The 21,550-nt window shown below is 67.6% G+C and carries 24 protein-coding genes; 8 read left to right on the top strand and 16 right to left on the bottom strand.

Annotation, left to right across the window (positions count from 1 at the left end):
• Positions 1–7: 7 nt before the first annotated feature.
• The 7 genes from JIP62_RS11735 to JIP62_RS11705 form a co-directional block, all read right to left on the bottom strand.
• The gene (locus tag JIP62_RS11735) at positions 8–901 is read right to left on the bottom strand and encodes an acetyl-CoA carboxylase carboxyltransferase subunit beta (protein WP_201102361.1); all 894 of its coding nucleotides are present in this window, start codon (positions 899–901) and stop codon (positions 8–10) included.
• Between the two features lie 9 nt (positions 902–910).
• A complete protein-coding gene (gene trpA, locus JIP62_RS11730; protein WP_201102360.1) occupies positions 911–1,735 on the bottom strand; it encodes a tryptophan synthase subunit alpha in 825 nt (274 codons plus the stop codon).
• Positions 1,732–2,916 (bottom strand): tryptophan synthase subunit beta, encoded by a 1,185-nt coding sequence (gene trpB, locus JIP62_RS11725; protein WP_407932735.1) that lies wholly within the window; start codon positions 2,914–2,916, stop codon positions 1,732–1,734. Before trpB ends, trpA begins: the two co-directional genes overlap by 4 nt.
• Positions 2,917–2,977: 61 nt before the next feature.
• A complete protein-coding gene (locus tag JIP62_RS11720) occupies positions 2,978–3,616 on the bottom strand; it encodes a phosphoribosylanthranilate isomerase (protein WP_201102358.1) in 639 nt (212 codons plus the stop codon).
• Positions 3,617–3,703: 87 nt separating this feature from the next.
• Positions 3,704–4,921 (bottom strand): NAD(P)/FAD-dependent oxidoreductase, encoded by a 1,218-nt coding sequence (locus JIP62_RS11715; RefSeq protein ID WP_201102357.1) that lies wholly within the window; start codon positions 4,919–4,921, stop codon positions 3,704–3,706.
• A gap of 60 nt (positions 4,922–4,981) precedes the next feature.
• Positions 4,982–5,686 carry a pseudouridine synthase gene (locus tag JIP62_RS11710; RefSeq protein ID WP_201104731.1) on the bottom strand — a complete coding sequence of 235 codons (705 nt, stop codon included), beginning with the start codon at positions 5,684–5,686 and terminating at the stop codon, positions 4,982–4,984.
• Positions 5,687–5,724: 38 nt separating this feature from the next.
• Complete coding sequence (locus JIP62_RS11705) at positions 5,725–6,624, bottom strand: class I SAM-dependent methyltransferase (RefSeq protein ID WP_201102356.1); 900 nt, start codon at positions 6,622–6,624, stop codon at positions 5,725–5,727.
• A 74-nt stretch (positions 6,625–6,698) separates the two neighbouring features.
• Between JIP62_RS11705 and JIP62_RS11700 the strand changes: the two genes are divergently transcribed.
• Positions 6,699–7,496: a crotonase/enoyl-CoA hydratase family protein gene (locus JIP62_RS11700; RefSeq protein ID WP_201102355.1), complete on the top strand. Its 798-nt coding sequence runs from the start codon at positions 6,699–6,701 to the stop codon at positions 7,494–7,496.
• 43 nt (positions 7,497–7,539) lie between these two features.
• Here the strand turns inward: JIP62_RS11700 and JIP62_RS11695 are convergent, their stop codons facing one another.
• Genes JIP62_RS11695 through JIP62_RS11685 form a run of 3 tightly spaced genes read right to left on the bottom strand, consistent with a single transcriptional unit; the run spans position 7,540 to position 10,505 of the window.
• The gene (locus JIP62_RS11695) at positions 7,540–8,547 is read right to left on the bottom strand and encodes an HlyD family secretion protein (protein ID WP_201102354.1); all 1,008 of its coding nucleotides are present in this window, start codon (positions 8,545–8,547) and stop codon (positions 7,540–7,542) included.
• Positions 8,548–8,583: 36 nt separating this feature from the next.
• Positions 8,584–9,336, bottom strand: a complete 753-nt coding sequence (locus JIP62_RS11690; protein WP_201102353.1) for an ABC transporter ATP-binding protein — start codon at positions 9,334–9,336, stop codon at positions 8,584–8,586.
• Complete coding sequence (locus tag JIP62_RS11685) at positions 9,333–10,505, bottom strand: ABC transporter permease (RefSeq protein WP_201102352.1); 1,173 nt, start codon at positions 10,503–10,505, stop codon at positions 9,333–9,335. Before JIP62_RS11685 ends, JIP62_RS11690 begins: the two co-directional genes overlap by 4 nt.
• A 136-nt stretch (positions 10,506–10,641) precedes the next feature.
• On the opposite strand from JIP62_RS11685, the gene JIP62_RS11680 reads away from it, so the two are divergent.
• Both JIP62_RS11680 and uvrC read left to right on the top strand, forming a co-directional pair.
• The gene (locus JIP62_RS11680) at positions 10,642–11,088 is read left to right on the top strand and encodes a DMT family transporter (protein WP_201102351.1); all 447 of its coding nucleotides are present in this window, start codon (positions 10,642–10,644) and stop codon (positions 11,086–11,088) included.
• Between the two features lie 16 nt (positions 11,089–11,104).
• Positions 11,105–12,991: an excinuclease ABC subunit UvrC gene (uvrC, locus tag JIP62_RS11675; protein ID WP_201102350.1), complete on the top strand. Its 1,887-nt coding sequence runs from the start codon at positions 11,105–11,107 to the stop codon at positions 12,989–12,991.
• Here the strand turns inward: uvrC and JIP62_RS11670 are convergent.
• Genes JIP62_RS11670 through JIP62_RS11655 form a run of 4 tightly spaced genes read right to left on the bottom strand, consistent with a single transcriptional unit; the run spans position 12,902 to position 15,930 of the window.
• Positions 12,902–13,687, bottom strand: coding sequence for a lysophospholipid acyltransferase family protein (locus JIP62_RS11670; protein WP_201102349.1), 786 nt, complete (start codon positions 13,685–13,687; stop codon positions 12,902–12,904). The two genes, uvrC and JIP62_RS11670, sit on opposite strands and share 90 nt — an antisense overlap.
• A 1-nt stretch (position 13,688) precedes the next feature.
• Entirely contained in the window at positions 13,689–14,330 is a 642-nt protein-coding gene (locus tag JIP62_RS11665) for a YdcF family protein (RefSeq protein WP_201104729.1), read from the bottom strand.
• A 20-nt stretch (positions 14,331–14,350) separates the two neighbouring features.
• Entirely contained in the window at positions 14,351–15,223 is an 873-nt protein-coding gene (locus JIP62_RS11660; RefSeq protein WP_201102348.1) for a cell division protein FtsX, read from the bottom strand.
• Entirely contained in the window at positions 15,220–15,930 is a 711-nt protein-coding gene (locus JIP62_RS11655; protein WP_201102347.1) for a cell division ATP-binding protein FtsE, read from the bottom strand. Before JIP62_RS11655 ends, JIP62_RS11660 begins: the two co-directional genes overlap by 4 nt.
• 72 nt (positions 15,931–16,002) lie before the next feature.
• On the opposite strand from JIP62_RS11655, the gene JIP62_RS11650 reads away from it, so the two are divergent.
• Both JIP62_RS11650 and JIP62_RS11645 read left to right on the top strand, forming a co-directional pair.
• Positions 16,003–16,962, top strand: coding sequence for a DUF3426 domain-containing protein (locus JIP62_RS11650; RefSeq protein ID WP_201102346.1), 960 nt, complete (start codon positions 16,003–16,005; stop codon positions 16,960–16,962).
• On the top strand, positions 16,955–17,494 hold the full coding sequence (locus tag JIP62_RS11645; protein WP_201102345.1) for a phosphoribosyltransferase: 540 nt from the start codon (positions 16,955–16,957) through the stop codon (positions 17,492–17,494). The genes JIP62_RS11650 and JIP62_RS11645 overlap by 8 nt, the downstream gene beginning before the upstream one ends.
• Positions 17,495–17,499: 5 nt before the next feature.
• On the opposite strand, the gene JIP62_RS11640 is transcribed toward JIP62_RS11645, so the two are convergent.
• Entirely contained in the window at positions 17,500–18,117 is a 618-nt protein-coding gene (locus JIP62_RS11640) for a DUF4126 domain-containing protein (RefSeq protein ID WP_201102344.1), read from the bottom strand.
• A gap of 17 nt (positions 18,118–18,134) precedes the next feature.
• Positions 18,135–18,749 carry a hypothetical protein gene (locus tag JIP62_RS11635; RefSeq protein ID WP_201102343.1) on the bottom strand — a complete coding sequence of 205 codons (615 nt, stop codon included), beginning with the start codon at positions 18,747–18,749 and terminating at the stop codon, positions 18,135–18,137.
• Positions 18,750–18,895: 146 nt separating this feature from the next.
• On the opposite strand from JIP62_RS11635, the gene sdhC reads away from it, so the two are divergent.
• From sdhC to sdhA, 3 genes are read left to right on the top strand one after another with little or no spacing between them, the layout of a single operon-like run.
• Complete coding sequence (gene sdhC, locus JIP62_RS11630; RefSeq protein WP_201102342.1) at positions 18,896–19,357, top strand: succinate dehydrogenase, cytochrome b556 subunit; 462 nt, start codon at positions 18,896–18,898, stop codon at positions 19,355–19,357.
• A complete protein-coding gene (gene sdhD / locus JIP62_RS11625) occupies positions 19,354–19,758 on the top strand; it encodes a succinate dehydrogenase, hydrophobic membrane anchor protein (protein ID WP_201102341.1) in 405 nt (134 codons plus the stop codon). The genes sdhC and sdhD overlap by 4 nt, the downstream gene beginning before the upstream one ends.
• Before the next feature lie 7 nt (positions 19,759–19,765).
• Positions 19,766–21,550 carry a succinate dehydrogenase flavoprotein subunit gene (gene sdhA / locus JIP62_RS11620; RefSeq protein ID WP_201102340.1) on the top strand — a complete coding sequence of 595 codons (1,785 nt, stop codon included), beginning with the start codon at positions 19,766–19,768 and terminating at the stop codon, positions 21,548–21,550.

Below are 21,550 nucleotides of genomic sequence, written 5' to 3'. Positions count from 1 at the left end.
CGGCCTTTTATGCCGCGGCCCGGGTTCCACCCATCAGCATGGACAGGAGAAGTCCCAGAACCCGCGGCAGGTCAGCACGCGTCACGACGCGATCGACCATGCCCTTTTCCTGCAGATACTCGGCGCGCTGGAAGCCGGGGGGCAGTTTCTCGCGGATGGTGCTCTCGATCACGCGCGGACCGGCAAAGCCGATCAGCGCACCCGGCTCGGCCAGATGCACATCGCCCAGCATGGCATAGCTGGCCGTCACCCCGCCCGTGGTCGGGTCGGTCAAAACGACCACGAACGGCAGCTGGGCCGCCTTCAGCTCCTGAATGGCCAGGGTCGTACGCGCCATCTGCATCAGGGACAGGGCCCCTTCCTGCATCCGGGCCCCACCCGCCGCAGTGAAACAGACCAGAGGTACGCCGCGCCTGACCGCCTCGCGCGCCGCGGCAATGAAGGCCTCGCCCGCCGCCATGCCCAGCGATCCGCCCATGAAGCTGAAGTCCTGGACGATGGCGACCGCCTGGGTCCCGTCGATCGACCCGAAGCCGATGGCCATGGTGTCCTTGCGGCCCGCCGCCTTGCGCGCCGCAGCCAGACGGTCCTTGTAGGGTTTGCCGTCCGAGAATTTCAGCGGATCTTCGGGCACGTCCGGGGTGTCGATGGACTCGAAGGTCCCGCCGTCGAAGGTGTAGCGCAGCCGGGTGGGCGCATCGATCCGCATGTGACGCCCGGTCGGCGTCACCCACAGGCTGTTTTCCAGGTCCGACCGGTACAGCATCTCGCCGGTGTCGGGGTCCTTGACCCACAGGTTGTCGGGTGTGTCGCGGCGGCTGACGATCTTGCGGACGCCGGGCGCAAAGCGGCTGAGCCAACCGCCGCGCTTCTCGATCTGGGGTTTGTTCTTGTCGACCATGGCGGGCCTTTAGACGTTTTCGCTCTGTCGCGCCAACGCCACCGCATCAGCGAGAGGCTGCATCCGACCCAGAACGCGCGGGGCCACCGCTTCGTTCGCCTCGAGGGCGGCAGCCACTTCGTCCACGAAGGCGGAACCGATCACCACCGCATCGGCCACGCGGGCGATCTCGGCCGCACGCTCGGGCGTGCGGATGCCGAAGCCGACCGCGACCGGCAGGCCAGAGGCGGCGCGGACGCGGGTCACGGCGGGCGCGACATCGGCGGTCTGCGCTTCCTTGACCCCGGTCACCCCTGCGACGGAGACGTAATAGATGAAGCCTGACGTCCGCTCGGCGATGACCTTCAGCCGGGCGTCGTCGGATGTCGGCGTGGCCAGGCGGATCAGGGACAGATGATTGGCTTCCAGCGCCTCGACCAGCGGAGCCGATTCCTCAGGCGGACAATCGACCACGATCAGGCCGTCGACGCCCGCCTCTGCCGCATCGGCCGCAAAGGCTGCATAGCCATAGCTCTCGATCGGATTGAGATAGCCCATCAGCACCACCGGCGTTTCGGTGTTCACCTCGCGCAGGCGCCGCACCAGAGCCAGGACGTCGCGCGTCGTGGTTCCGGCCGCCAGGGCCCGCTGGGCCGCACGCTGGATGCTGGGGCCCTCGGCCATCGGATCGGAGAAGGGCAGACCCAATTCAATGATGCCGCCCGGGAAGTCCTTCAGGATCTGAAAGGTCGTTTCCAGGTCCGGGTCTCCGGCCATGACATAGCCGACGAAGACGGCCTTGCCGTCCCGGCCGTTGGTCTGGGCGAAACAGGTATCGAGCCGGGCGGTGGTCACAGCTTCACCCCCAGGTGTTCGGCGACGGCGAAGATGTCCTTGTCTCCCCGTCCGCACATGTTCAGCACGACGTCGCCGCCAGTGCCGACCTCGGCCGCGATCTCGCCGATCCGAGCCAGGGCATGGCTGGGCTCCAGCGCCGGAATGATGCCTTCCTGACGCGAGCACAGCTGAAATGCCTCCAGCGCCTCGGCATCCGTCGCCGCGCGGTATTCGGCACGGCCGATGTCCTTCAGCCAGGCATGTTCCGGACCGATACCTGGATAGTCGAGGCCGGCGGAAATGGAGTGCCCCTCCAGGATCTGGCCGTCCTCGTCCTGCAGCAGATAGGTGCGGTTGCCGTGCAGCACGCCGGGCCGTCCGCCTTGCAGCGACGCCGCATGGTCCGGACCGTCCAGGCCCCGCCCGGCCGCCTCGACCCCGATCAGACGCACACCGGCATCATCGATGAAGGGATGGAACAGGCCGATGGCGTTGGATCCCCCGCCGATCGCCGCGACGCAGGCGTCGGGCAGCTTTTCGCGCCGGGCCAGCATCTGGACGCGGGTCTCGCGGCCGATCACGCTCTGGAAATCGCGCACCATGGCTGGATAGGGGTGCGGCCCCGCCGCCGTGCCGATCAGATAATAGGTGTCGGCGACATTGGTGACCCAGTCGCGCATCGCCTCGTTCATCGCGTCCTTCAGCGTGCCGCGGCCGCTGGTGACCGGCACGACTTCGGCGCCCAGCAGCTTCATGCGGAAGACGTTCGGCGACTGACGCTGAACATCGGCCGCGCCCATATAAACGACGCATTGCAGGCCGAACCGGGCGCAGACGGTCGCCGTCGCCACACCATGCTGACCGGCCCCGGTCTCGGCGATGATGCGCTTCTTGCCCATCCGCATGGCGACCAGGATCTGGCCCATGCAGTTGTTGATCTTGTGCGCGCCGGTATGGTTCAGCTCGTCGCGCTTGAACCAGATGTTGGCTGCCCCGTAATGCGCCGTCAGCCGCTCGGCCAGATACAGCGGGCTGGGCCGGCCGACATAGTGGGTCAGATAGTCGTCCAGCTCCGCCTGAAACGTCGGGTCCGCCTTGCAGGCCTCATAGGCCTGGTTCAGCTCCAGAACGAGCGGCATGAGGGTCTCGGCCACGAACCGCCCGCCGTATGGACCGAACCGGCCCTCCGCATCGGGCATGGTGTACTGGTTCGGCAGGATGGCGTTCACAGGCAGGACTTTCGCGCGGGGAGAAGCGAGATCAGGACCGGTTGACCGCCGCCATGAAGGCCGCGATCCGGCCGTCGTCCTTAACACCGGGCGCGCTTTCGACGCCAGAGGACACGTCCACCAGGGGCGCGCCCGTGAGCGAAATCGCCTGCGCTACATTGTCCGGGTTCAGACCACCGGCCAGGAACCAGGGCCTCGGCCAGGACCGCCCGGCCAGCAGCGTCCAGTCGAAGGCGTGCCCCACCCCGCCCGGCAAAGCCGATCCCTGGGGCGGACGGGCGTCGAACATCAGGTGGTCGGCAACATCCTGCCAGTCGGCGGCGGCCTCAAGATCGGCGGCGGTCGATACCGGCAGCGCCCGGATGATCCCGGCACCCGTCAGGGCCCGAACCTTCTGCCCGCGCTCGGGCGTTTCATTCCCATGCAGCTGGATAAAATCCGGCTTCAGGATCAGGGCGATCTCGGTCAGCAGAGCATCGTCAGCGTCAACGGTGACCGCCACGATCCCTGCCCGACCCCGCGCCCGTTCGAACAGGGTCGCGCCGTGCAGGGGCTGGATGTGGCGCGGGCTCCTAGGGAAGACCACCGCCCCGACGAAGGCCGCGCCGTGGGCCAGCGCCGCGTCCAAGGTTTCGGGCGTGGTCAGGCCACAGATCTTGGCTTGGGTCACCGTTCATGCTCCGAACCTGCGAGCGCGGCACCCGTCACTCCGGGCGACGACCGCCGCGCGGCGTCATGGGTCACCCCGCCGTCCCCGTCAATCGGGTCGATACAAGTCTGCATCCGGGTCCGGCTTTCCGCGCACCGCCGCCGACACGATCTGCGAGGCGATGACCGAATAGGTGATGCCGTTTCCGCCAAAACCCATGACGGCAAAGGCGTGGTCCATGTCAGGCACCGGCGCGATCGACGGCAGGCCGGTCGTGCTGGTCCCGAAGGCGCCGGCCCAGGTGTAGTCGATCTCGAACTCCAAAGTGGGCATCAGGGCTTTGAGCTTGCGCGCAATGGTCTCGCATTTGCGCTTCAGCTTGGCGGGGTCATCATGGGCGATGGGATCGGCTTCGTCCTCGCCGCCGACGATCAGCCGACCGTCCTGTCCCATACGGAAATAGAGGTAGGGGTCGGACGCCTCCCACACGAGCATGTCCTTTAGCCAGGCGGGGCAGACGCTGCGCGGCTTGGTGGCCAGGGCCCAGGTCGAGATGACCTCAGCCCCCGGTGTCGGCACGCCCTTGGGGAACTCATAGCCGCAGCAGAAGATCACCGTCCGGGCCCGAACCGCATGACCGGCATCGGTCAGCAGGGTCACGCCATCGGGATCGCTGGCCGCCTGCAGAACCTCGACCGGCGAATAGACCTTGGCTCCATCGGCGATTGCGCGCCGCATCAGACCCGCGGCCAGCCTGGCGGGGTCGGCGCTGGCCGAGCCCTGGGACACGATCGCCCCTGTCCGCTCGATGCCGTACCGGTCGCGCAAATCCGCCGGCCCGATGAAGAGACTGTCCAGCCCGATCCCGGCCCTGGCTTCGGCCTCGGCTTCCAGGGCGCGACGGCCGTAGTCATCACCCGCCAGATAGAGCGATCCCTTGTCCTTCAGCCCGCAGCGGATGCCCTCCTCGGCCACGATCCGCTTGAGATCATCGACCGCAGCGCGGGACCGGCCATAGGCCCGCCTGGCCTTGGCCATGCCGATCTCGTCCGCCAGCGCGGTCAGAGGCAGGTCGATCTCCCACTGCAACATGGCGGTCGAGGCCACGGTCGAGCCCATAAGCGGCGGACGCCGATCCAGCACAGCGACCGAATGGTCCCGCGCCAGCTCCCTGGCAATGAAGGCCCCGCTGATGCCCGCTCCCACGATGGCGACATCGACGGACACGGCCTCGGTCAAGGGCCGGACCGACACGCCCAGGCCCGGACTGTCGGCCCACACCGACCGACCCGTGCGAAGGTCACGTTTGTTGGTGGCACCCGTCATCGTCAGACCCCGTTGAAGCGGAGCAATAAGGCCTGCGGGGCGGCGTGGTTCCAGCAGGCGCTACAGGAAGATCTGCTCAATCTCCTCCGGCGTCATCAGCCGCCACTCACCGGTTGCCAGATCGTCCGGCAGGGTCAGGCCACCGAGGCGTTCGCGATGCAGCGCCTCGACGTGATTGCCGACCGCCGCGAACATGCGGCGCACCATGTGATAGCGGCCTTCGGTCACGGTCAGCCGCGCCCTGTGGCGACCATCGGGGGCCGGCGACAACACCTCCAATGTCGCGGGGGCCAGAGGCTTGGCCTCGCCTTCCAGCACCAGCCCCCCCGCCGCGAACAGATCGCCCTCGGTCCCGACCAGCGGCCGGGCCAAGGTGGCCACATAGACCTTGGCCACATGGCGTTTGGGCGAAATGACCCGATGCAGCAGGTCGCCGTCGTCGGTCAGCAGCAACAGGCCGGTCGTCGCCTTGTCCAACCGGCCGATGGTGGAGATGGCCGGGTCGCGACGCCGCCAACGCTCGGGCAGGACATCATAGACCAGCTCGCCGTCCTCCTTGTGCGAACAGGTCATGCCCAGCGGCTTGTTCAGCAGGATCACCAGGCCGGGAACAGGGTCCAGCGGCTGGCCATCGACCTGCATGCGCGATGGCAGGTCGGGGGTGATGGGGATGCGGACCGAAACGTCCCGGATCTCGCTGCCGTCCAGGGTGATGCCGCCCAGCTTGCCGAGACGGGCCATCTCGGTGCGAGAGCCATAGCCCATCGACCCCAGCAGCTTGTCCACGCGGGAAGTGGGCGTTTTCACTTCACGGCCTCGATGACCTTATAGCCTCCGGTGTCCGCCACCGGAGAGAACCGCTTGAACGCCGCACTCAGCTCGGCCTCATAGGGCAGGTGCCGGTTGGCGACCAGCCACAGAACCCCGCCGGTGCGCAGCATCCCGGCCGCCTGGCGAACAAAGGCCTGACCCAGGCGGCGATCCTCGCTGCCCCCTTCGTGAAAGGGCGGGTTCATGACCACGAAATCCAGATCGCCCTCGGTGGGCAGGGTGCGCGCATCGGCCCATTCAAAGCTGGCGCGCGGATCCTCGACATTGCGCCGGGCCGCCGCGACCGCCCGGCGGTCCAGATCGACCAGCCGCAGGCCCGTGACTCCCTCCGATCGCAGCGCCACGGTCGCCAAGGCTCCATAGCCGCAGCCCAGATCCGCACCCCGCCCCCGCAGCGACGGCAGGTGGTTGGCCAGCAGCGCCGTGCCCGGGTCGATCCGGTCCCAGGCGAAGACGCCCGGCTGAGACCAAGCGCCGACCGGGTCGACCCATTGCAGGTCCCCTGCTGCGATCGCGGCCTCCAGACCCGTCGGCGCTTCCGGCACCAGGGCGATGCAGCGGCGATGGTGCGCCTTGGCCGTTTCCTCGACCGTGACGCCAAAAGCCGCCAGTTCCTTCTTCAGGCGCGAGCCACCGCGGTCCTTGGGGGCCATGACATCCAGCCGTCCGCCCGGCCGCAGCGCCCGCAGGGCCAGCGCCAGGGTGTGGCGGCGCTCCAGCACGCCGGGGGGCGCATACACCATGGCCATGGAGGCGCAGCCGGACGCCAGGTCTTCCAGCGAGGCGGAGCCGGGAATCAGTGGCGAGGTCTGGACGGCCCCGGCGGGCGGGTCGAACACGGCGGGCGGGTGCCCATGAAGGATGATCGTCATGCCGCACGCCTTACCCCCCGTCGCCATGCGGGCAAAGCGCGATATAGATCGCCGATCGAAGTCGAGAGGTCCCGATGTCACTGATCAACCAGGAACGGCGCGGCAGGATCGCGATCTGGACACTGGATCGCCCAGAGCGACTGAATGCCCTTCCCGACCCCGAAGACGGTCAGGCCTTTGCCGACGCCTGCGAGGCGGTCAATGCGGACCCGGAAATCCGCTGCGTCATCCTGACCGGGGCAGGACGGGCATTCTCCGCTGGTGGAGACCTGAAGGCGATGAAGGCGCGGACGGACCTGTTCGAAGGGTCGGGCACCGCCATCCGCGAGCGCTATCGGCGGGTCGTTCACCGTATCGTGCGCGCTCTCTATGGGCTTGAGGTGCCGCTGGTGGCCGCTGTCAACGGGCCGGCCATGGGGCTGGGCTGCGACATCGCCGGACTGGCCGACATCCGGATCGCCTCGGACCGGGCCAGTTTCGGCGTGCCGTTTCTGAAGCTGGGCATCATTCCGGGCGACGGTGGAGCCTGGCTGCTGCCGCGCAACATCGGCTATGTCCGCGCGGCCGAAATGCTGTTCACGGCCCGCTCGATCGATGCGGAGACGGCCGAGCGCTGGGGTCTGGTCAACCGCGTGGTGCCGCACGATCAGCTGATGGACGAGGCGATGGACACCGCCGGCCAGATCGCCGCCCAGCCGCCCCAGGCCCTGAGGATGGCCAAGAGCCTGCTGCGCCAAGGTCGTGAGGCAAGCTTCGATCAGATCCTGGAAATGTCCGCGGCCATCCAGGCCCTGGCCCATCTCAGCGACGACCACCTGGAGGGGGTCAGCGCTGTGCTGGAGAAGCGCCCGGGGGACTTCACGGGGCGATGAACCGTCCTGCCCCGCGAACCTGCGGGGAGAACTCTGACAAGTCTTACCCCGGCGTCCGCATCGCCTGGTCAGGGCCGACGCCGACCGTGGTCTGGCGCGGAGCTCCGGCCGTTTCACCCGGCTTCATGAACTTCACCAGCACCCGCTGACCGATCAGCAGCGGGGCGTCGTCGGACGACACCACCACCTCGACGACCCGCTCGTCGGAGCGTTGCGACGGATCGTCCGAGGCCAGTTTGCGGGCCCCGAACACGGCGGCACGGCGCAGCACCCGCCCGACATAGACCTTGGAAGGATCGCCCTCGGGGCTGATCTCGACCTGCTGGCCGGGGGTGATGTTCGGAATGTCGGCCTCGACGATCTCGGCGCGGACGATACGCGGGGCATCGGGCTCCAGGTCGAACATGGTCGAGACGTTCAGGGTCGAGGCGCCCGCGCCGGGATTGGCATAGCGACGCACGATCCGGCCGGCCATGGGAGCACGGATAACGGTCAGTTCCAGGTTATAGGCCGCCTCGTTCAGCCGCGCCCGGGCAGTCATGATCGAAGCCTGCTGTGAGGCCAGGCGTGCCTCGGCCGTGGCAATGGCGTCGCGGGCCTGGTCGATGCGCTGGGCGGCGACGAAATTGGTGTCCACCAGCCGGGCCAGGCGATCGTATTCGCGCCGGGCCGTGCTGATCTCGACCCGGATCGCGGCCAGCTGGCTTTCGGCCTGGGCGACCTCGGCCTGGGCCCGCTGATAGGCCAGGCGCGGCTCGTCGTCCTCCTGGCGGGCCAGGACCTGACCGGCGACGACCCGATCGCCTTCCTGAACCAGGACTTCCTTCACGATACCGCCACGACGCGCAGCGATCTGGATGATGCCGCCCTCAACATCCGCCTTGCCGTTGGCGATGGCCGAATAGGGGCTGGCCGGGGCATTGGCGGCCGCCTTCTCATCCTCGGCCTTCTTGGCGGCCCCGGCGCTTTGCATCATCAGGAAGCCGACCACCAGGACGATGATCAGGGCGAGGCCGATCCAGATCCGTTTTTTCTTCAGGAAGGCGGGCATAGCGGGGTCTTTCGGTCTTTAAGACGGAGATGAATGTCAGTGATGGGAGGCCAGGACGGCATTGGGATCGGGCGTGTGACGCTGGTCGTCGACGATCTTGCCGTCTTCGATCTTGATGACCCGATCGGCCCAGGCTTCGAGGCGCGGATCGTGGGTCACGCAGATGACGGCAGCCCCGTGCTCCGTGGCCGCCCGTCGCAGCAGCCGGATCACGATCTGGCCGTTCTCGCCGTCCAGGGCCGAGGTCGGTTCGTCCGCGAACAGGATCTGCGGATCCTTGGCGAGGGCGCGAGCGATGGCGACGCGTTGCTTTTCGCCACCTGACAGGATGGTCGGCCGCTGATGCAGACGCGGCCCCAGGCCCACCTCTTCGAGGGCCGCCGTGGCCCGCCGCTTGGCATCGCCCGACGACAGCCCCTGGAATTTCAGCACCACCTCGACCTGTTGCAGGGCGGTCAGGGCCGGAAACAGGTTGAAACCCTGGAAGATGAAGCCGCAGTGGTCCAGGCGGAATTTGTCGATCTTGCCCGACGACATCTTCCAGAGATCATCGACGTCCAGCATGTCGACGCGGCCCTCCTCCGGGCGCAGCAGACCGGACAGGGTCGCCACCAGGGTCGACTTGCCCGAACCGGATGGCCCCATGACCATGGTCAGGTCGCCGTGACGGGCGTCGAAGTCCACGCCCTTCAGAACCTCGACAAAGCTCTTTCCGGACTTGAACCGCTTGACCAGGCCCTTGGCCTCGATCGCGAAGTCGCCGTGATTGCCGTGCACCTTTGTGGTCATCGCAGAAGGTCCGCAGGCTGGCTGTTCTTCAGGATGCCGAGCGACAGAAAGCCCGACAGCATGGCGATCAGGATCAATCCGCCGCCGACGACGATCAGCAGGATGGGTGGCAGGGCGATGATGACGGCATTGGCCATGGCGAACAGGGACACCAGCCAGGTCAGGCCGATCGCCGCGATCACGCCGACGCAGCCGACCCAGAAGCTCAGTTCCATCACGATCCGCCGAAGCGACCCCATGCCGACGCCCAGGGCGCGCAGCGAGGCGAATTCCTTGATGTTGGCCATGATGGCACCGCGCAGCGTCTGCCAGGTGATGGCGACGCCGATGATGGTGCCCAGAACCACGCACCCGCCGATGATGATGACCAGAATGCCTTCCTGAAACATCGCCCCGGCATTGGCATCGGCCAGTTCCTGGCGGGTCCATGCCTTCCACTGACCATTGCCCAGCTCATTCAGCTGCGCCGCCACCGCCTGGGCCCGCTCGGGATTGCGGATCTTGACCATCAATGGCCCGACGCGAGGTCCGTTGTCGGCCTGGCCGAGCATCCGCAGGGTGTCGCGCGACATCACGACCGTAGCCTGCATCATGTTGGGATAACCGCGCGTCACACCGACGACGGTGACCGTCTGGCCGTTGTACAGGGCCTTGTCGCCCAGTTTCACACCCAGCTTGGGCAGGGCCGTCTCATCGACCGCGACCGTATAGGGTTGCCGCAGGGCGTCGACCAGTTCCTGGGAATAATCCTGAGGGATCGTAACGGCATCGGGCGTGGTGTCGATGATGCTGGCCTGGACGAACTCCTGGCGCGGCGCCCCCATCTTGGCTCGCTCGGCCTGGGACAAGGTCGGATCGACGTTCTTGACGGATTGGAACGTGCCGCCCGCGCCGTCCAGCGGCTGGACCTCGACCACCTCCGGGTTGCGATAGACCATGGGGATGAAGCGGCGGGGCACGCCCGATGGGCCGCCGATCAGGCTGGTGGCCCCCGGCTGCATGATCATGATGTCGGCGTTCGACCGCTCGATCGTGGCGGTGAAGCCCTTGCCGATGCCGATGAAGACGCCGGTCATGGCCAGGACGAGCAGACCCGACAGGGCCAGCGCCATCACGGCGGCCATGTAGCGGCGCCATTCGTACAGCAGGGTGGAGAGTGCGAGAGACATGCGGTTCCGACCGGCCCTTTCGGTTGTCCGCTATGTGACGACCCCCGGCGTAAGGGCCAAGTTAAATCGGGGTAAGGCGACGACGACCCGCCATGGCCCTTCCCGTCCCGCCGCCTTCGGTGTTAGCCCCAAGGCCATGAACCCGACGCTGCTTTCCATGATCGCCATCATCATCGCCGGCGGCGCGACGGCGCTTCAGGCCCCGACCAATGCGCGACTGGCGACCGCCGTCGCCTCACCGGTCAATGCCGCCTTTGTGTCCTTCGCCGTGGGAACAGCCGCCCTGGGGATCATGGCCCTGGCCCTGCAGACGCGGCCCGACATCCAGGCGGCCAAGGCCCTGCCGGCCTGGGCCTGGGCCGGAGGGCTCTATGGCGTGGTCTTTGTGGTTGCCGCGGCCTGGGCCGTGCCGCGTCTGGGCGTGGCGATGACCGTGACGCTGATGGTGGCAGGCCAGCTGCTTCTCAGCCTGACGCTGGATCATTTCGGAGCCCTGGGCGTGCCGCGCCAGCCGTTGAACCTGGGCCGGGTTGCCGGCGTCGCCCTGGTCATTGCCGGGGTGGTTCTGGTCCGGCGTTCCTGAGCCTATATCGGGGGGAATGAACGACGCTCCGATTCCCGAGACCCGGCTGGTCGCCGCCGACCTGATCCGCGACGAGGCACGCCGCGCGCCAGACAAGCCCGGCGTCTATCGGATGTATGGCGAGGACGGCACCTGCCTGTATGTGGGCAAGGCCAAGTCGATCAAGAAACGCATCCTTCAGTATGCTCAGGGGCGTTTTCACACCCAGCGCATCGGCCTGATGGTCAGTCTGACCCGGTCGATGGAGCTGGTGGTCACGGCAACCGAGACCGAGGCCCTGCTGCTGGAATCCAACTTCATCAAGAAGCTGAAGCCTCGCTTCAACGTCGTGCTGCGCGACGACAAGTCCTTCGCCGAGCTGATGATCCGCAAGGACCACCGCGCGCCCCAGGTCCGCAAGCACCGCGGGGCCCATACGACGCCGGGCGACTATTTCGGGCCGTTCGCCTCGACCTGGGCGGTGAACCGCACGCTGAACACGCTGCAGAAGGCCTTCCTGCTGCGGTCCTGCTCGGACAGTGTCTATGAGACCCGCACCCGGCCCTGCATGCTGCACCAGATCAAGCGCTGCTCGGCCCCCTGCACCAGCCTGATCTCGCTGGAGGATTACGGCGAGCTGGTCGATGAGGCCTCGGCCTTTCTGAAGGGCAAGTCCCGCGCCGTGATCGCCCGGCTGTCCCAGGAAATGACCGACGCCGCTGAAGCCATGGACTTTGAACAGGCCGCCCGCGTCCGCGACCGCATCCGCGCCCTGTCGGCCATCACCATGGAATCCAGCGTCAGTGCCGAAGGCGTGGCAGAGGCCGACGTCTTTGCCCTGTTCAGCGAAGGCGGGCAGGCCTGCGTGCAGGTGTTTTTCTATCGGGCGGGCCAGAACTGGGGCGGGCGGGCCTATTTCCCGCGCGTCGACAAGACCGACACCGATCCCGAAATCCTCGCCGCCTTCCTGGGCCAGTTCTATGAGGACAAGCCAGTCCCGCGGCTGATCCTGTCCAACGTTCTGCCCTTCGAAAAGGAACTTCTGGAAGAGGCCTTTTCCATGAAGGCGAAACAGGCGGACGGGCGCCGGGTCGTCTCGATCGAGCGCCCGTTGCGCGGCGATCGTCACGCGCTGGTCGATCACGCCCTGACCAATGCCCGCGAGGCCCTGGGTCGCAAGATGGCTGAAGGGTCGGCCCAGGGCAAAATCCTGGACGAGGTCTGCGAGGCGTTCGGCCTGGAGGCCCGCCCCGAGCGGATCGAGGTTTACGACAACGCCCACATCCAGGGCACCAATGCCGTCGGCGGCATGATCGTGGCTGGCCCCGAAGGCTTCCAGAAGTCGCAGTATCGCAAGTTCAACATCCGGGGCACCGACCTGACGCCGGGCGACGACTACGGCATGATGCGCGAGGTGATGCGGCGCCGGTTCAGCAGACTGGTCAAGGACGAGGAAGAGGGCACCGAGGACGTGGTTCGCCCCGACCTGCTGCTGATCGACGGCGGCGCCGGTCAGCTGGCCGAGGTGCTGGCCGTGCTGGCGGACCTGGGCCTGGACGACATCACCGCCGTCGGCGTGGCCAAGGGACCGGATCGCGATGCCGGGATGGAGCGGTTCTTCGTGCCGGGCAAGCCGCCCTTCATGCTGCCCCTGAAATCGCCGGCCCTCTATTACGTCCAGCGCCTGCGCGATGAGGCGCACCGCTTCGCCAACGGGGCCCACCGCACCCGTCGCAGCATGGACATCAAGAAGAACCCGCTGGACGAGATCGAGGGTGTCGGGCCCGGCCGCAAGAAGGCCCTGCTGCACGCCTTCGGCTCGGCCAAGGGCGTGTCACGCGCCGCGGTCGCGGACCTGGTCAAGGTGGACGGCATCAACCAGGCCCTGGCCGAGCGCATCCACGCCTTCTTTCGGAAGGCCTAGCAGAGCCCCCGATGCCGCCTCCAGCTCCGCTTCCAGCCGGGCCATGAAGTCGGCCCGCTTCAGGCCTGCAGGGATCGCGGGCAGGAACTCATAGACCACCGTCCCCGGATAGCGGCGGAAGCCGTGGGCCGGCCAATGGACGCCTGAGTTGGTCGCCATCGGAATGCAGGGACAGTCCAGGTCGCGGTACAGGGCCGCGATGCCGGGCTTGTAATCCGGGGCGGCCCCGACCGGTGCGCGCGTGCCCTCGGGAAAGATCAGGATCTGGCGGCCCTCGGCGTAACGGGCGCGCGCCTGTTTGACCATGTCCTTCAAGGCCTTGGCATGGGCCGAGCGGTCCACCGCGATCATTTTGGTCTTCCAGGCGAACCAGCCGAAGAAGGGCAGCGGCATCAGCTCCTTCTTCATGATGAAACAGTTGTCCGGCAGGATGGCGAAGGGGGCGATCACGTCCAGCATCCCCTGATGCTTGCCGGCCAGCAGGGCGGCTCCGGTCGGCATATGCTCCAGGCCCCGGAACTCGACCTTGACCCCGGCGATCCAGCGCAGGCCGAACAGGCAGAACCGGGCCCAATGGCGGATCACCCACATGGCCTGGCGGTAGGGCATCAAAAGCGCCGGCGACAGGCCGACGGCAAACACGGCCATCGACAGATAGAGCCAGGCCACGAACAGCAGGGAACGCAGGGCAGTCAAATCAGGCAGCCTTTCTGGCCACGTCCTCGGCCGTGTCCTGCACCGCGCGCGCCGGTTCGTCTCCGGCCACCTTGCGGATACCCTCGCGGATCAGGACGGTCAGATATTTCATGTATTCCAGCGTCATGCGGCGTGCCGTGACCGCCGCGCGCCACCAGCGGGAATCGTCGAGAGAAGGCGTCACCACCGCATAGGGGATAAGCTCGATCTCGGGCGCAGCGCTGCGGATTTCCACCAGGCTGCGCGGCATATGATAGTCGGACGTCACCACGATCAGGCTGTCGTAGCCGCGAGAACGCGCCCAGGCGGCGATCTCGCTGGCATTGCCCAGGGTATTTTCGGCCTCGAACCCCAAATCGACACAGCAGTTGAACAGGCGGCTGGACCCCGGCGTCAGGTCGCGCAGCTCCTGGCGTCGGACCTCGCGATTGACGCCCGAGATCAGCAGGCGTCGGCCCTTGTCCTGTTCCAGCAGTCGAACAGCGGCGTTGACGCGCTCGGCCGACGGGCCGGTCAGGGCGACGATGGCATCGGCGCGAGGTGGCTCCTGGGCGGGCGTGAGGCCGCGCACCCGGTCGGCAAAGGCAAAGAGCCCCACCAGCCAGACCAGCACGACGATCGCGACCACGGTCAGAAACTTCAAACGCACGCCGGTCCGTTCCCTTATCGAAGACGCCGCAGGACGGTCACCCGCGCCGTCACAAGCGCCACAGTAGCCGCGACCAGCGGCGTTGGCGATACAAGGATGATGTCGCTCCAGGTCAGGGGCAAGGCCGGGATAAGGCCTTCGCTGCCGCCCAGCATTCTCAGCACAAGGATCAAGAAGGCAGAGGCCGCGGCAGCGATCGCGCCGGCCGCCCCCGCCAGCAGGCCGTAACGCTGCTGAAACTGGGCCGCGATCGTGTTGGGCGTCGCGCCATGAAGGCTCAGGACTTCAATGGTCTCGGCCTGGGCGGCCAGACCCGTCCGCGTGGCATAGATCACCGCAACCGCCGCCGCACCCGCCGTGACGCAAAACACGGCCAGGGCCAGGGCCGCGATCCAGGCGGCGGAACGCTCGACCTCCTCGCGCCACAGGCTGTGATCGTCGACGCTCGCATCCAGCCCCGCCTCGGCAAGGGCACGGCTGAGGCTGACCGCGCTGGCCGGCTGGGCCGTGTCCAGCCGCACCGTAACCAGATAGGGCAAGGGCAGGTCCGGCAAGGCCGCCTCGCCCAACCAGGGCCTCAGAAGGGCCTCGGCCGCTGCCCGGTCCAGCACGGCCGCCTCCTGCACACCGTCCAGACCAGAAAGGGTTTCGGCGGCGCGGGCGGCGGCGGCATCGCCGGTCTCGCCGACGCGGGGGCGAACCTGGACCGTGGCTTCGGTCCGCAGAGCCCGGCTCCAGCCGGACGCCGCGCGCTCGGCCGCCACCCCGCCCGCAGCCGCCAGACAGGCCAACAGGCTCAGCACGGCGATCAGTCCGATCAGCCACCCCTCGCCCGCCCGGTCCCGAGCGATCAGGGAGCGGCCGGACGGAAACCAGCGCGGGATCACGCGAGATCTCCTGTCAAACGGCCATCGGTCAGGCCTAGGACCCTCGCACCCAGGCGCTGAGCCACAGCTGGGTCATGCCCGGCGATCAGCACCGTCGTGCCCATGCGGTTCAAGGTCTGAAACAAGGACATCAGGCGGTCGGCCATGGCCGCATCGACGCTGCCCGTCGGTTCGTCGGCCAGAATCAGGTCCGGCTTGGCCACCACGGCGCGAGCAACGGCCAGCCTTTGCTTCTCGCCACCGGACAGGGCGGCGGGGCTGGCGGACATCCGGGGGCCCAGCCCGACCCATTGCAGCATCTCTTCGACATCGGGGCGGTAGTCGATCTCGCGTCCGCCTGCCAACCGCAGGGGCAGAGCGGCGTTTTCGAAGACGCTGAGGTGATCCAGCAGACGGAAATCCTGAAACACCACACCGATGCGCCGCCGGATCGGCGGCAGGCTGCCCCGCGCCACCTCGGTCACATCTTCTCCGAACAGGGCGATTCGCCCCGCAAGTGGTCGCTCGGCCAGGGTCATCAGCTTGAGCAGCGATGTCTTTCCCGCTCCGGACGGTCCGGTAAGGAAGTGGAAAGAGCCCGCAGGCAGACTGAGGTTAACGTCCTTCAGCACGCCGGGCGTCTCCGCATAGCCGAAGTCCACCCCGTCCAGCGCGACGGCGGCGGGCAGGGATGAGGAGCGGGCGGCGCGGCGGGGCGTGACGGACATCGGTTTTTCAGGTTTCAACGGGGCCGCGAGCCTCGGCGGGAGGGGGCACATGCGGCCTCGCAGTCAGCGATCATGATACTGACGTGCCCGTCCTGCGCCACCAGCTATTTCGCGCCCGATCAGGCCATCGGGGCGGGCGGCCGCACCGTCCGCTGCAAGGCCTGCGCCCACACCTGGCGCGCGACGCTGGACGAACCCCTGGAACTGACCGCCAGCGCCGAGGAAGAGCCCGCTCCGTCCGCGGGGCGACGCGACGAGACGCCCGAGACCCTGGCCGAGACCCCCGCCCCCGAACTGCCCCGCGCCTATCGGGCAAGAGCCGAACATCAACGGCGTGTCCGCCGGGCCGCCACCCACGGCGTGGCCTGGGCCGGCCTGGCCAGCGTCTTTGTCGCCCTGATGGGGGCGGCCTGGCTGTTCCGGGTCGAGGTCGTTGACCTGGCCCCCCGCACCGCCGCCGCCTATGCCGCCGTCGGGATTCCGGTCAATCCGACAGGGCTGGAGTTCGAGGCGGTCAGCGCCCGTGCCGTGCCGAACGACCCCGGAACGGTGGTGGTATCCGGGGCGCTGCGCAATGTGCGAGATCGCGAGGTCACGGCCCCGGCGGTCCGCGTCGCCCTGCTGGATACGCACGGCGCCGAGATCGGCCATGCGGTGGTCCGCATCGACGCCGCGCCGGTCCTGCCCGGTGGCGTCCAGGGCTTTGCCGTGCTGATCCCCGATCCGGGCAGCAAGGCGTCCGGCGTCGGCGTCGATTTCGTGCTGGCGACGGATGGCGAGGACGACCGCAAGACGGACCCGTCCCATGCCGGCCATGGTGCGGACCACGGCCCGGCCGCAAGCGATGATCACGGTCCGGCCGTGCCTGCGCCGCGCCCTCTGCCCACTGCCGATCAAGGCTCCCTGCGACCGGCCCTGTCACCGGTGGCGGACGATCTGCCGACCATGCGGCCGCTGGACGCCGTGCCGGTCGAGACGGCCCCTCTCGACAAGTCTCATGACGAGGCGGTATCCGCCTCGCATCATGGCTGATCCCGAAACCCGCGCCGACCCGACCGTCCTGTTGCCGGAGGCGGAGGTTCGCCGCGTCGTCGACGAACTGGCCGCGCGGATCGCACCCGTCGTCGATGACCAGACGGTGGCGGTGGTGCTGCTGACCGGCGGCCTGTGGTTCGCCGCCGATCTGACCCGCGCCCTGGCCCGCGCCGGGGCCCATGTCCGCTTCGATGCGCTGTGGCTGGCCTCCTATGGCGACGAGACGACCAGCCGCGGCCGGATCGACGTCCATGCCCCGCTCCAGCGGTCGGTTCAGGGGCGAAAGGTCTTGATCCTCGACGATGTGTTCGACACCGGACTGTCTCTGGCCGAAGCCGTGCGGATCATGCGGGAGGCGGGAGCGTCGGAGGTCCTGACCTGCGTCTTCGCCCGCAAGCCGTGGCCCCTGCCCCGCGCGCCAGAGCCCGACTTCGTGGGATGGGAAGCCCCGAACCGCTTTCTGGTCGGCTATGGCCTGGATCATGCCGGCGCCTGGCGGGGCCTGGCCGATATCTGCGCCCTGGACTGACGGGGTCAGGCGGGTCGCGGTCTTCGCAGCCTGCGCGCCAGGCGGAAGACCACCACCGCCAGCACAATCAGCAGGATCGGCACCAGGATCGGTGCCAGGAAGGACAGGATGACGGTGAACACCGCCAGTATGTCCTCTAGGAACGACAGAACCGGATTGCCCAGGCCACCCGTCGTCGCTGTGGAGGTCAGGCGCGCTCCGCCTTGGGCGGCATTGAACGCCAGGGCCGTCGGCGCTCCGATGATCACCCCCGCCACGGCCGCCGTGGTCGGATCGACACCGGCAAAGACGCTGCCCGCCGCCACGGCCCCGGCGACCGGGCGCGTGATGAGGCCCAGGGTCGACAAAGCATTGTCCACGACCGGTATCTTGTCGCCGGTGAACTCCACCACTGCCGCTATACCCAGGGCCATGATGGCGGCGTCGGACGTCAGCCAGGCCATCTGGGCATTCAGATCGATGCCGAACAGGCCAAACCGTGCCGCTCCGGCCAGCATGAGCAGGGGCAGGAACGTCCGCAGCCCGGTCGCCGAGGCTAACCCCAGCCCGAGCAGCACAGGCAGCACCCAGACCGCCCAGGCACTGTCGGCTCCGGCCAGGGCGGAAAGGTCGATTTCCGGCATCAACTCAGGCCTCGTGATCAGCGCCGGGTCAGGCGGACGGCGCGTTCCCGGCCGTTCTGGCTGAGAACGGCAGAGAAACCCGTCGAAGTGGGCGTCAGGCTGAGCCTGCCCTGACCGTCCAGAACGATCGTCGCCGCATCGATGGCCGCGACGACGCCGGTGTCGCCCGAGGCCGAGCGCCAGCCGCCTTCGACCGATATGCCGTCGTCGGGCGCGTCGGAGAGGATCAGATCATAGACGACCGTTCCATCCTCGCCCGTCACACGCCAACGGCCGTCCAGCGGGCCCATGCGCTGATCCATCCGGATTTCTGCCGAGGCGACGCCCTGGTCATAGGCCAGTTCGGCATCGGTGGGGGTCGCCTCATACTGGCCGTTATAGGCATCGACCGGAACGGGCGCGGCAATCGCGCGACGCCAGGTGTCGCCCGCTTCGGCCCCCTGGGCGGCCTCGCGCCCAAAGTTGGAGGCGGGCTCGAACGGCCGTATCGGCGGCGCGGCGTAGGCCGTCAGGGGCAGGGTCGAGGGCGGCGGCGCCGAAGCGGCGGGATCCTGCGGGCCGGAAATCACAAGCGCGATGGCAAGGTTCAGCAGCATCCGAACAGACTGCCGCAGGGCGTTGCGAAAAAGCAAGCGTTCGCGCCGCGCTGGCGAATTCGTGACCCGTCGTGCCCTGCGTCAGGGTCGCGCGTTGACATGGGTCGCGACGCGTCCCTAAAGCCTGTGCCCTGTCACGGATATCAGGGATTGACTTCCCTCCGTTTTTGAGAAGCACTCGCATGTCCCAGCCCTCCCCGGCCGACGGCACCGCCTCCGACCTCGCCGGTCGCGAGACGATTCAGCCCAACGGCCGTGTCCGCCCGCTGTCGCCGCACCTTCAGGTCTGGCGCTGGCACATCACCATGTTGGCCTCGATCCTGTTCCGCATGACGATCGGCGCAGCCAGCTTTGCTGCCATGTTCGTCGTGGCCTGGCTGGCCGCCATCGCCTTCGGACCGGAAGCCTATGCCGCCTTCCTGGCTGCGGCCACATCGCCGGTGGGTCTGGTGATCGGTATCGGCATGACGCTGGTGCTGTTCTCCTTCCTGCTGAACGGGGGTCGTCACCTGATCAACGACACGGGCAACGGACTGACGGTGCCGTCGGCCAACACCCTGTCGCAAATCTCGGTCTGGGGGCCGGTCGTGCTGACTGTCGTGTTCTGGGCCGGGCTGTTCGCCACCGGGAGGGTTTCGCTGTGACCAACGCGGTTCGCTATCACAAGGGGATCAAGGTCTCCGAACATCACGGCACGGTGGAATGGACGGTCGAGAAGATCGCTCTGGGCATCCTGATGCCGCTGTGCGTCTGGGCGGCGTGGAGCGTCTTCACCCTGGCGGGTGCCGATCATCAGGCCGTCCTGGACTGGTTCGCCAACCGGCTGAACGCCGGCCTTCTGATCCTGACCGTGGTGACCTTCTTCCTCTATGTCAGCCTGGCTTGGAAAGTCATCATCGAGGACTACATCCACAAGCCCGGCACCAAGGGGGCCCTGCTGGGCTTGGTCAACCTGATCTGTCTGGTCCTGGTCGCGGCGGCGATCTTCTTCATCGTGCGGCTGGCGTTAAGCTCGGCGCCGCTGCCGGCCGGTTTCGGAGTCTGATTGCCTGATGGCTAGCTATCAATTCGTCGATCACGAGTATGACGTCGTCGTCGTCGGCGCAGGGGGCTCGGGCCTGCGCGCCGCCCTCGGTGCCGCCCAGCAGGGACTGAAGGTCGCCTGCGTGACCAAGGTCTTTCCGACCCGGTCGCACACGGTCGCGGCCCAGGGCGGGATTTCCGCCTCGCTCGGCAACATGGGTGAGGATTCCTGGAAGTGGCACATGTACGACACCGTCAAGGGGTCGGACTGGCTGGGTGACCAGGACGCCATCGAATACCTGGTCCGCGAGGCGCCCAAGGCCGTCTATGAGCTGGAACACTGGGGTGTGCCGTTCAGCCGCACCGAGGATGGCAAGATCTATCAGCGCGCCTTCGGCGGCATGACGCGAAACTATGGCGAGGGTCCGGTCCAGCGCACCTGCGCCGCTGCCGACCGCACCGGCCACGCCATCCTGCACACCCTGTACGGCCAGTCCGTACGGCGCGAGGTCGAGTTCTTCATCGAATACTTCGCGCTCGATCTGATCATGCAGGACGGCGCCTGCACCGGCGTCACGGCGTGGAAGCTGGACGACGGCACCCTGCACCAGTTCCGCGCCAAGCTCGTGATCCTGGCCACCGGCGGCTACGGCCGCGCCTATTTCAGCGCCACCAGCGCCCACACCTGCACGGGTGACGGCAATGCCATGGTGCTGCGCGCCGGTCTGCCGCTGCAGGACATGGAGTTTGTCCAGTTCCACCCGACCGGCATCTATGGCGCCGGCTGCCTGATCACCGAGGGTGCCCGGGGCGAGGGCGGATATCTGACCAACTCCGAGGGCGAGCGGTTCATGGAGCGCTATGCGCCCTCGGCCAAGGACCTGGCCAGCCGCGACGTGGTCAGCCGGTCGATGACGATCGAGATCCGCGAAGGCCGGGGCGTGGGCCCGAACAAGGACCACATCTTCCTGCATCTGGATCACCTGGATCCCAAGACCCTGCACGCGCGCCTGCCCGGCATCTCGGAAAGCGCCAAGATCTTTGCCGGGGTCGATGTGACCAAGGCACCGATCCCGGTCCTGCCGACCGTTCACTACAATATGGGCGGCATCCCGACGAACTATCACGGCGAGGTCCTGACCAAGGTCGGCGACAATGCCGACACCGTGGTGCCCGGCCTGATGGCCGTGGGCGAGGCGGCCTGCGTCTCGGTGCATGGTGCCAACCGCCTGGGCTCGAACAGCCTGACCGACCTGGTCGTGTTCGGCCGCGCCGCCGGACTGCGGGCTGGCGAGGTGGTGGACAAGGCCTCCAAGGTTCCGGACGCTCCGGCCAGCGCGACCGAGGCCCATCTGGCCCGGCTGGATCGCTTCCGCCACGCCTCCGGCAGCACGCCGACGGCCAAGCTGCGGATTGAGATGCAGCGGGCGATGCAGTCGGACGCGGCGGTGTTCCGCACCGGCAAGACGCTGGAAGAAGGCGTGACCAAGCTGCGCGCCATCCACGCGGCGGGCGACGACATCCGCACCACCGACCGCGGCCTGATCTGGAACACCGACCTGGTCGAGACCCTGGAATACGACAACCTGATCGATCAGGCCCTGGTCACCATCGAGAGCGCCGCCAACCGCAAGGAAAGCCGCGGGGCTCATGCGCGTGAAGACTATCCCGATCGTGACGATGCCGAATGGATGAAGCACACCCTGGCCTGGAAGCGTCCGGGCCAAGGCGTCGCGATCGATTACCGTCCGGTCCACCAGTACACGATGTCCGACGAGATCGAGTACATCAAACCCAAGGCGAGGGTTTACTAA

It is taken from the genome of Brevundimonas vitisensis, assembly GCF_016656965.1.
GTDB classification, from domain to species: Bacteria; Pseudomonadota; Alphaproteobacteria; order Caulobacterales; family Caulobacteraceae; genus Brevundimonas; species Brevundimonas vitisensis.
Note: the sequence above shows the minus strand (reverse complement) of the source record. Positions and strands in the feature narration are given on the sequence as shown.

Excerpts from the sequence above, each read along its gene's own strand:
- JIP62_RS11695 (WP_201102354.1), bottom strand. The coding sequence starts at position 8,547 with ATGCCCGCCTTCCTGAAGAAAAAACGGATCTGGATCGGCCTCGCCCTG.
- JIP62_RS11690 (WP_201102353.1), bottom strand. The coding sequence starts at position 9,336 with ATGACCACAAAGGTGCACGGCAATCACGGCGACTTCGCGATCGAGGCC.
- JIP62_RS11705 (WP_201102356.1), bottom strand. The coding sequence starts at position 6,624 with ATGACGATCATCCTTCATGGGCACCCGCCCGCCGTGTTCGACCCGCCC.
- JIP62_RS11710 (WP_201104731.1), bottom strand. The coding sequence starts at position 5,686 with ATGGGCTATGGCTCTCGCACCGAGATGGCCCGTCTCGGCAAGCTGGGC.
- trpB (WP_407932735.1), bottom strand. The coding sequence starts at position 2,916 with ATGCCCGATGCGGAGGGCCGGTTCGGTCCATACGGCGGGCGGTTCGTG.
- sdhC (WP_201102342.1), top strand. The coding sequence starts at position 18,896 with ATGTCCCAGCCCTCCCCGGCCGACGGCACCGCCTCCGACCTCGCCGGT.
- JIP62_RS11655 (WP_201102347.1), bottom strand. The coding sequence starts at position 15,930 with ATGTCCGTCACGCCCCGCCGCGCCGCCCGCTCCTCATCCCTGCCCGCC.
- JIP62_RS11685 (WP_201102352.1), bottom strand. The coding sequence starts at position 10,505 with ATGTCTCTCGCACTCTCCACCCTGCTGTACGAATGGCGCCGCTACATG.
- JIP62_RS11715 (WP_201102357.1), bottom strand. The coding sequence starts at position 4,921 with ATGACGGGTGCCACCAACAAACGTGACCTTCGCACGGGTCGGTCGGTG.
- sdhA (WP_201102340.1), top strand. The coding sequence starts at position 19,766 with ATGGCTAGCTATCAATTCGTCGATCACGAGTATGACGTCGTCGTCGTC.
- uvrC (WP_201102350.1), top strand. The coding sequence starts at position 11,105 with ATGAACGACGCTCCGATTCCCGAGACCCGGCTGGTCGCCGCCGACCTG.
- JIP62_RS11735 (WP_201102361.1), bottom strand. The coding sequence starts at position 901 with ATGGTCGACAAGAACAAACCCCAGATCGAGAAGCGCGGCGGTTGGCTC.
- JIP62_RS11680 (WP_201102351.1), top strand. The coding sequence starts at position 10,642 with ATGAACCCGACGCTGCTTTCCATGATCGCCATCATCATCGCCGGCGGC.
- JIP62_RS11645 (WP_201102345.1), top strand. The coding sequence starts at position 16,955 with ATGGCTGATCCCGAAACCCGCGCCGACCCGACCGTCCTGTTGCCGGAG.
- JIP62_RS11650 (WP_201102346.1), top strand. The coding sequence starts at position 16,003 with ATGATACTGACGTGCCCGTCCTGCGCCACCAGCTATTTCGCGCCCGAT.
- JIP62_RS11700 (WP_201102355.1), top strand. The coding sequence starts at position 6,699 with ATGTCACTGATCAACCAGGAACGGCGCGGCAGGATCGCGATCTGGACA.
- JIP62_RS11640 (WP_201102344.1), bottom strand. The coding sequence starts at position 18,117 with ATGCCGGAAATCGACCTTTCCGCCCTGGCCGGAGCCGACAGTGCCTGG.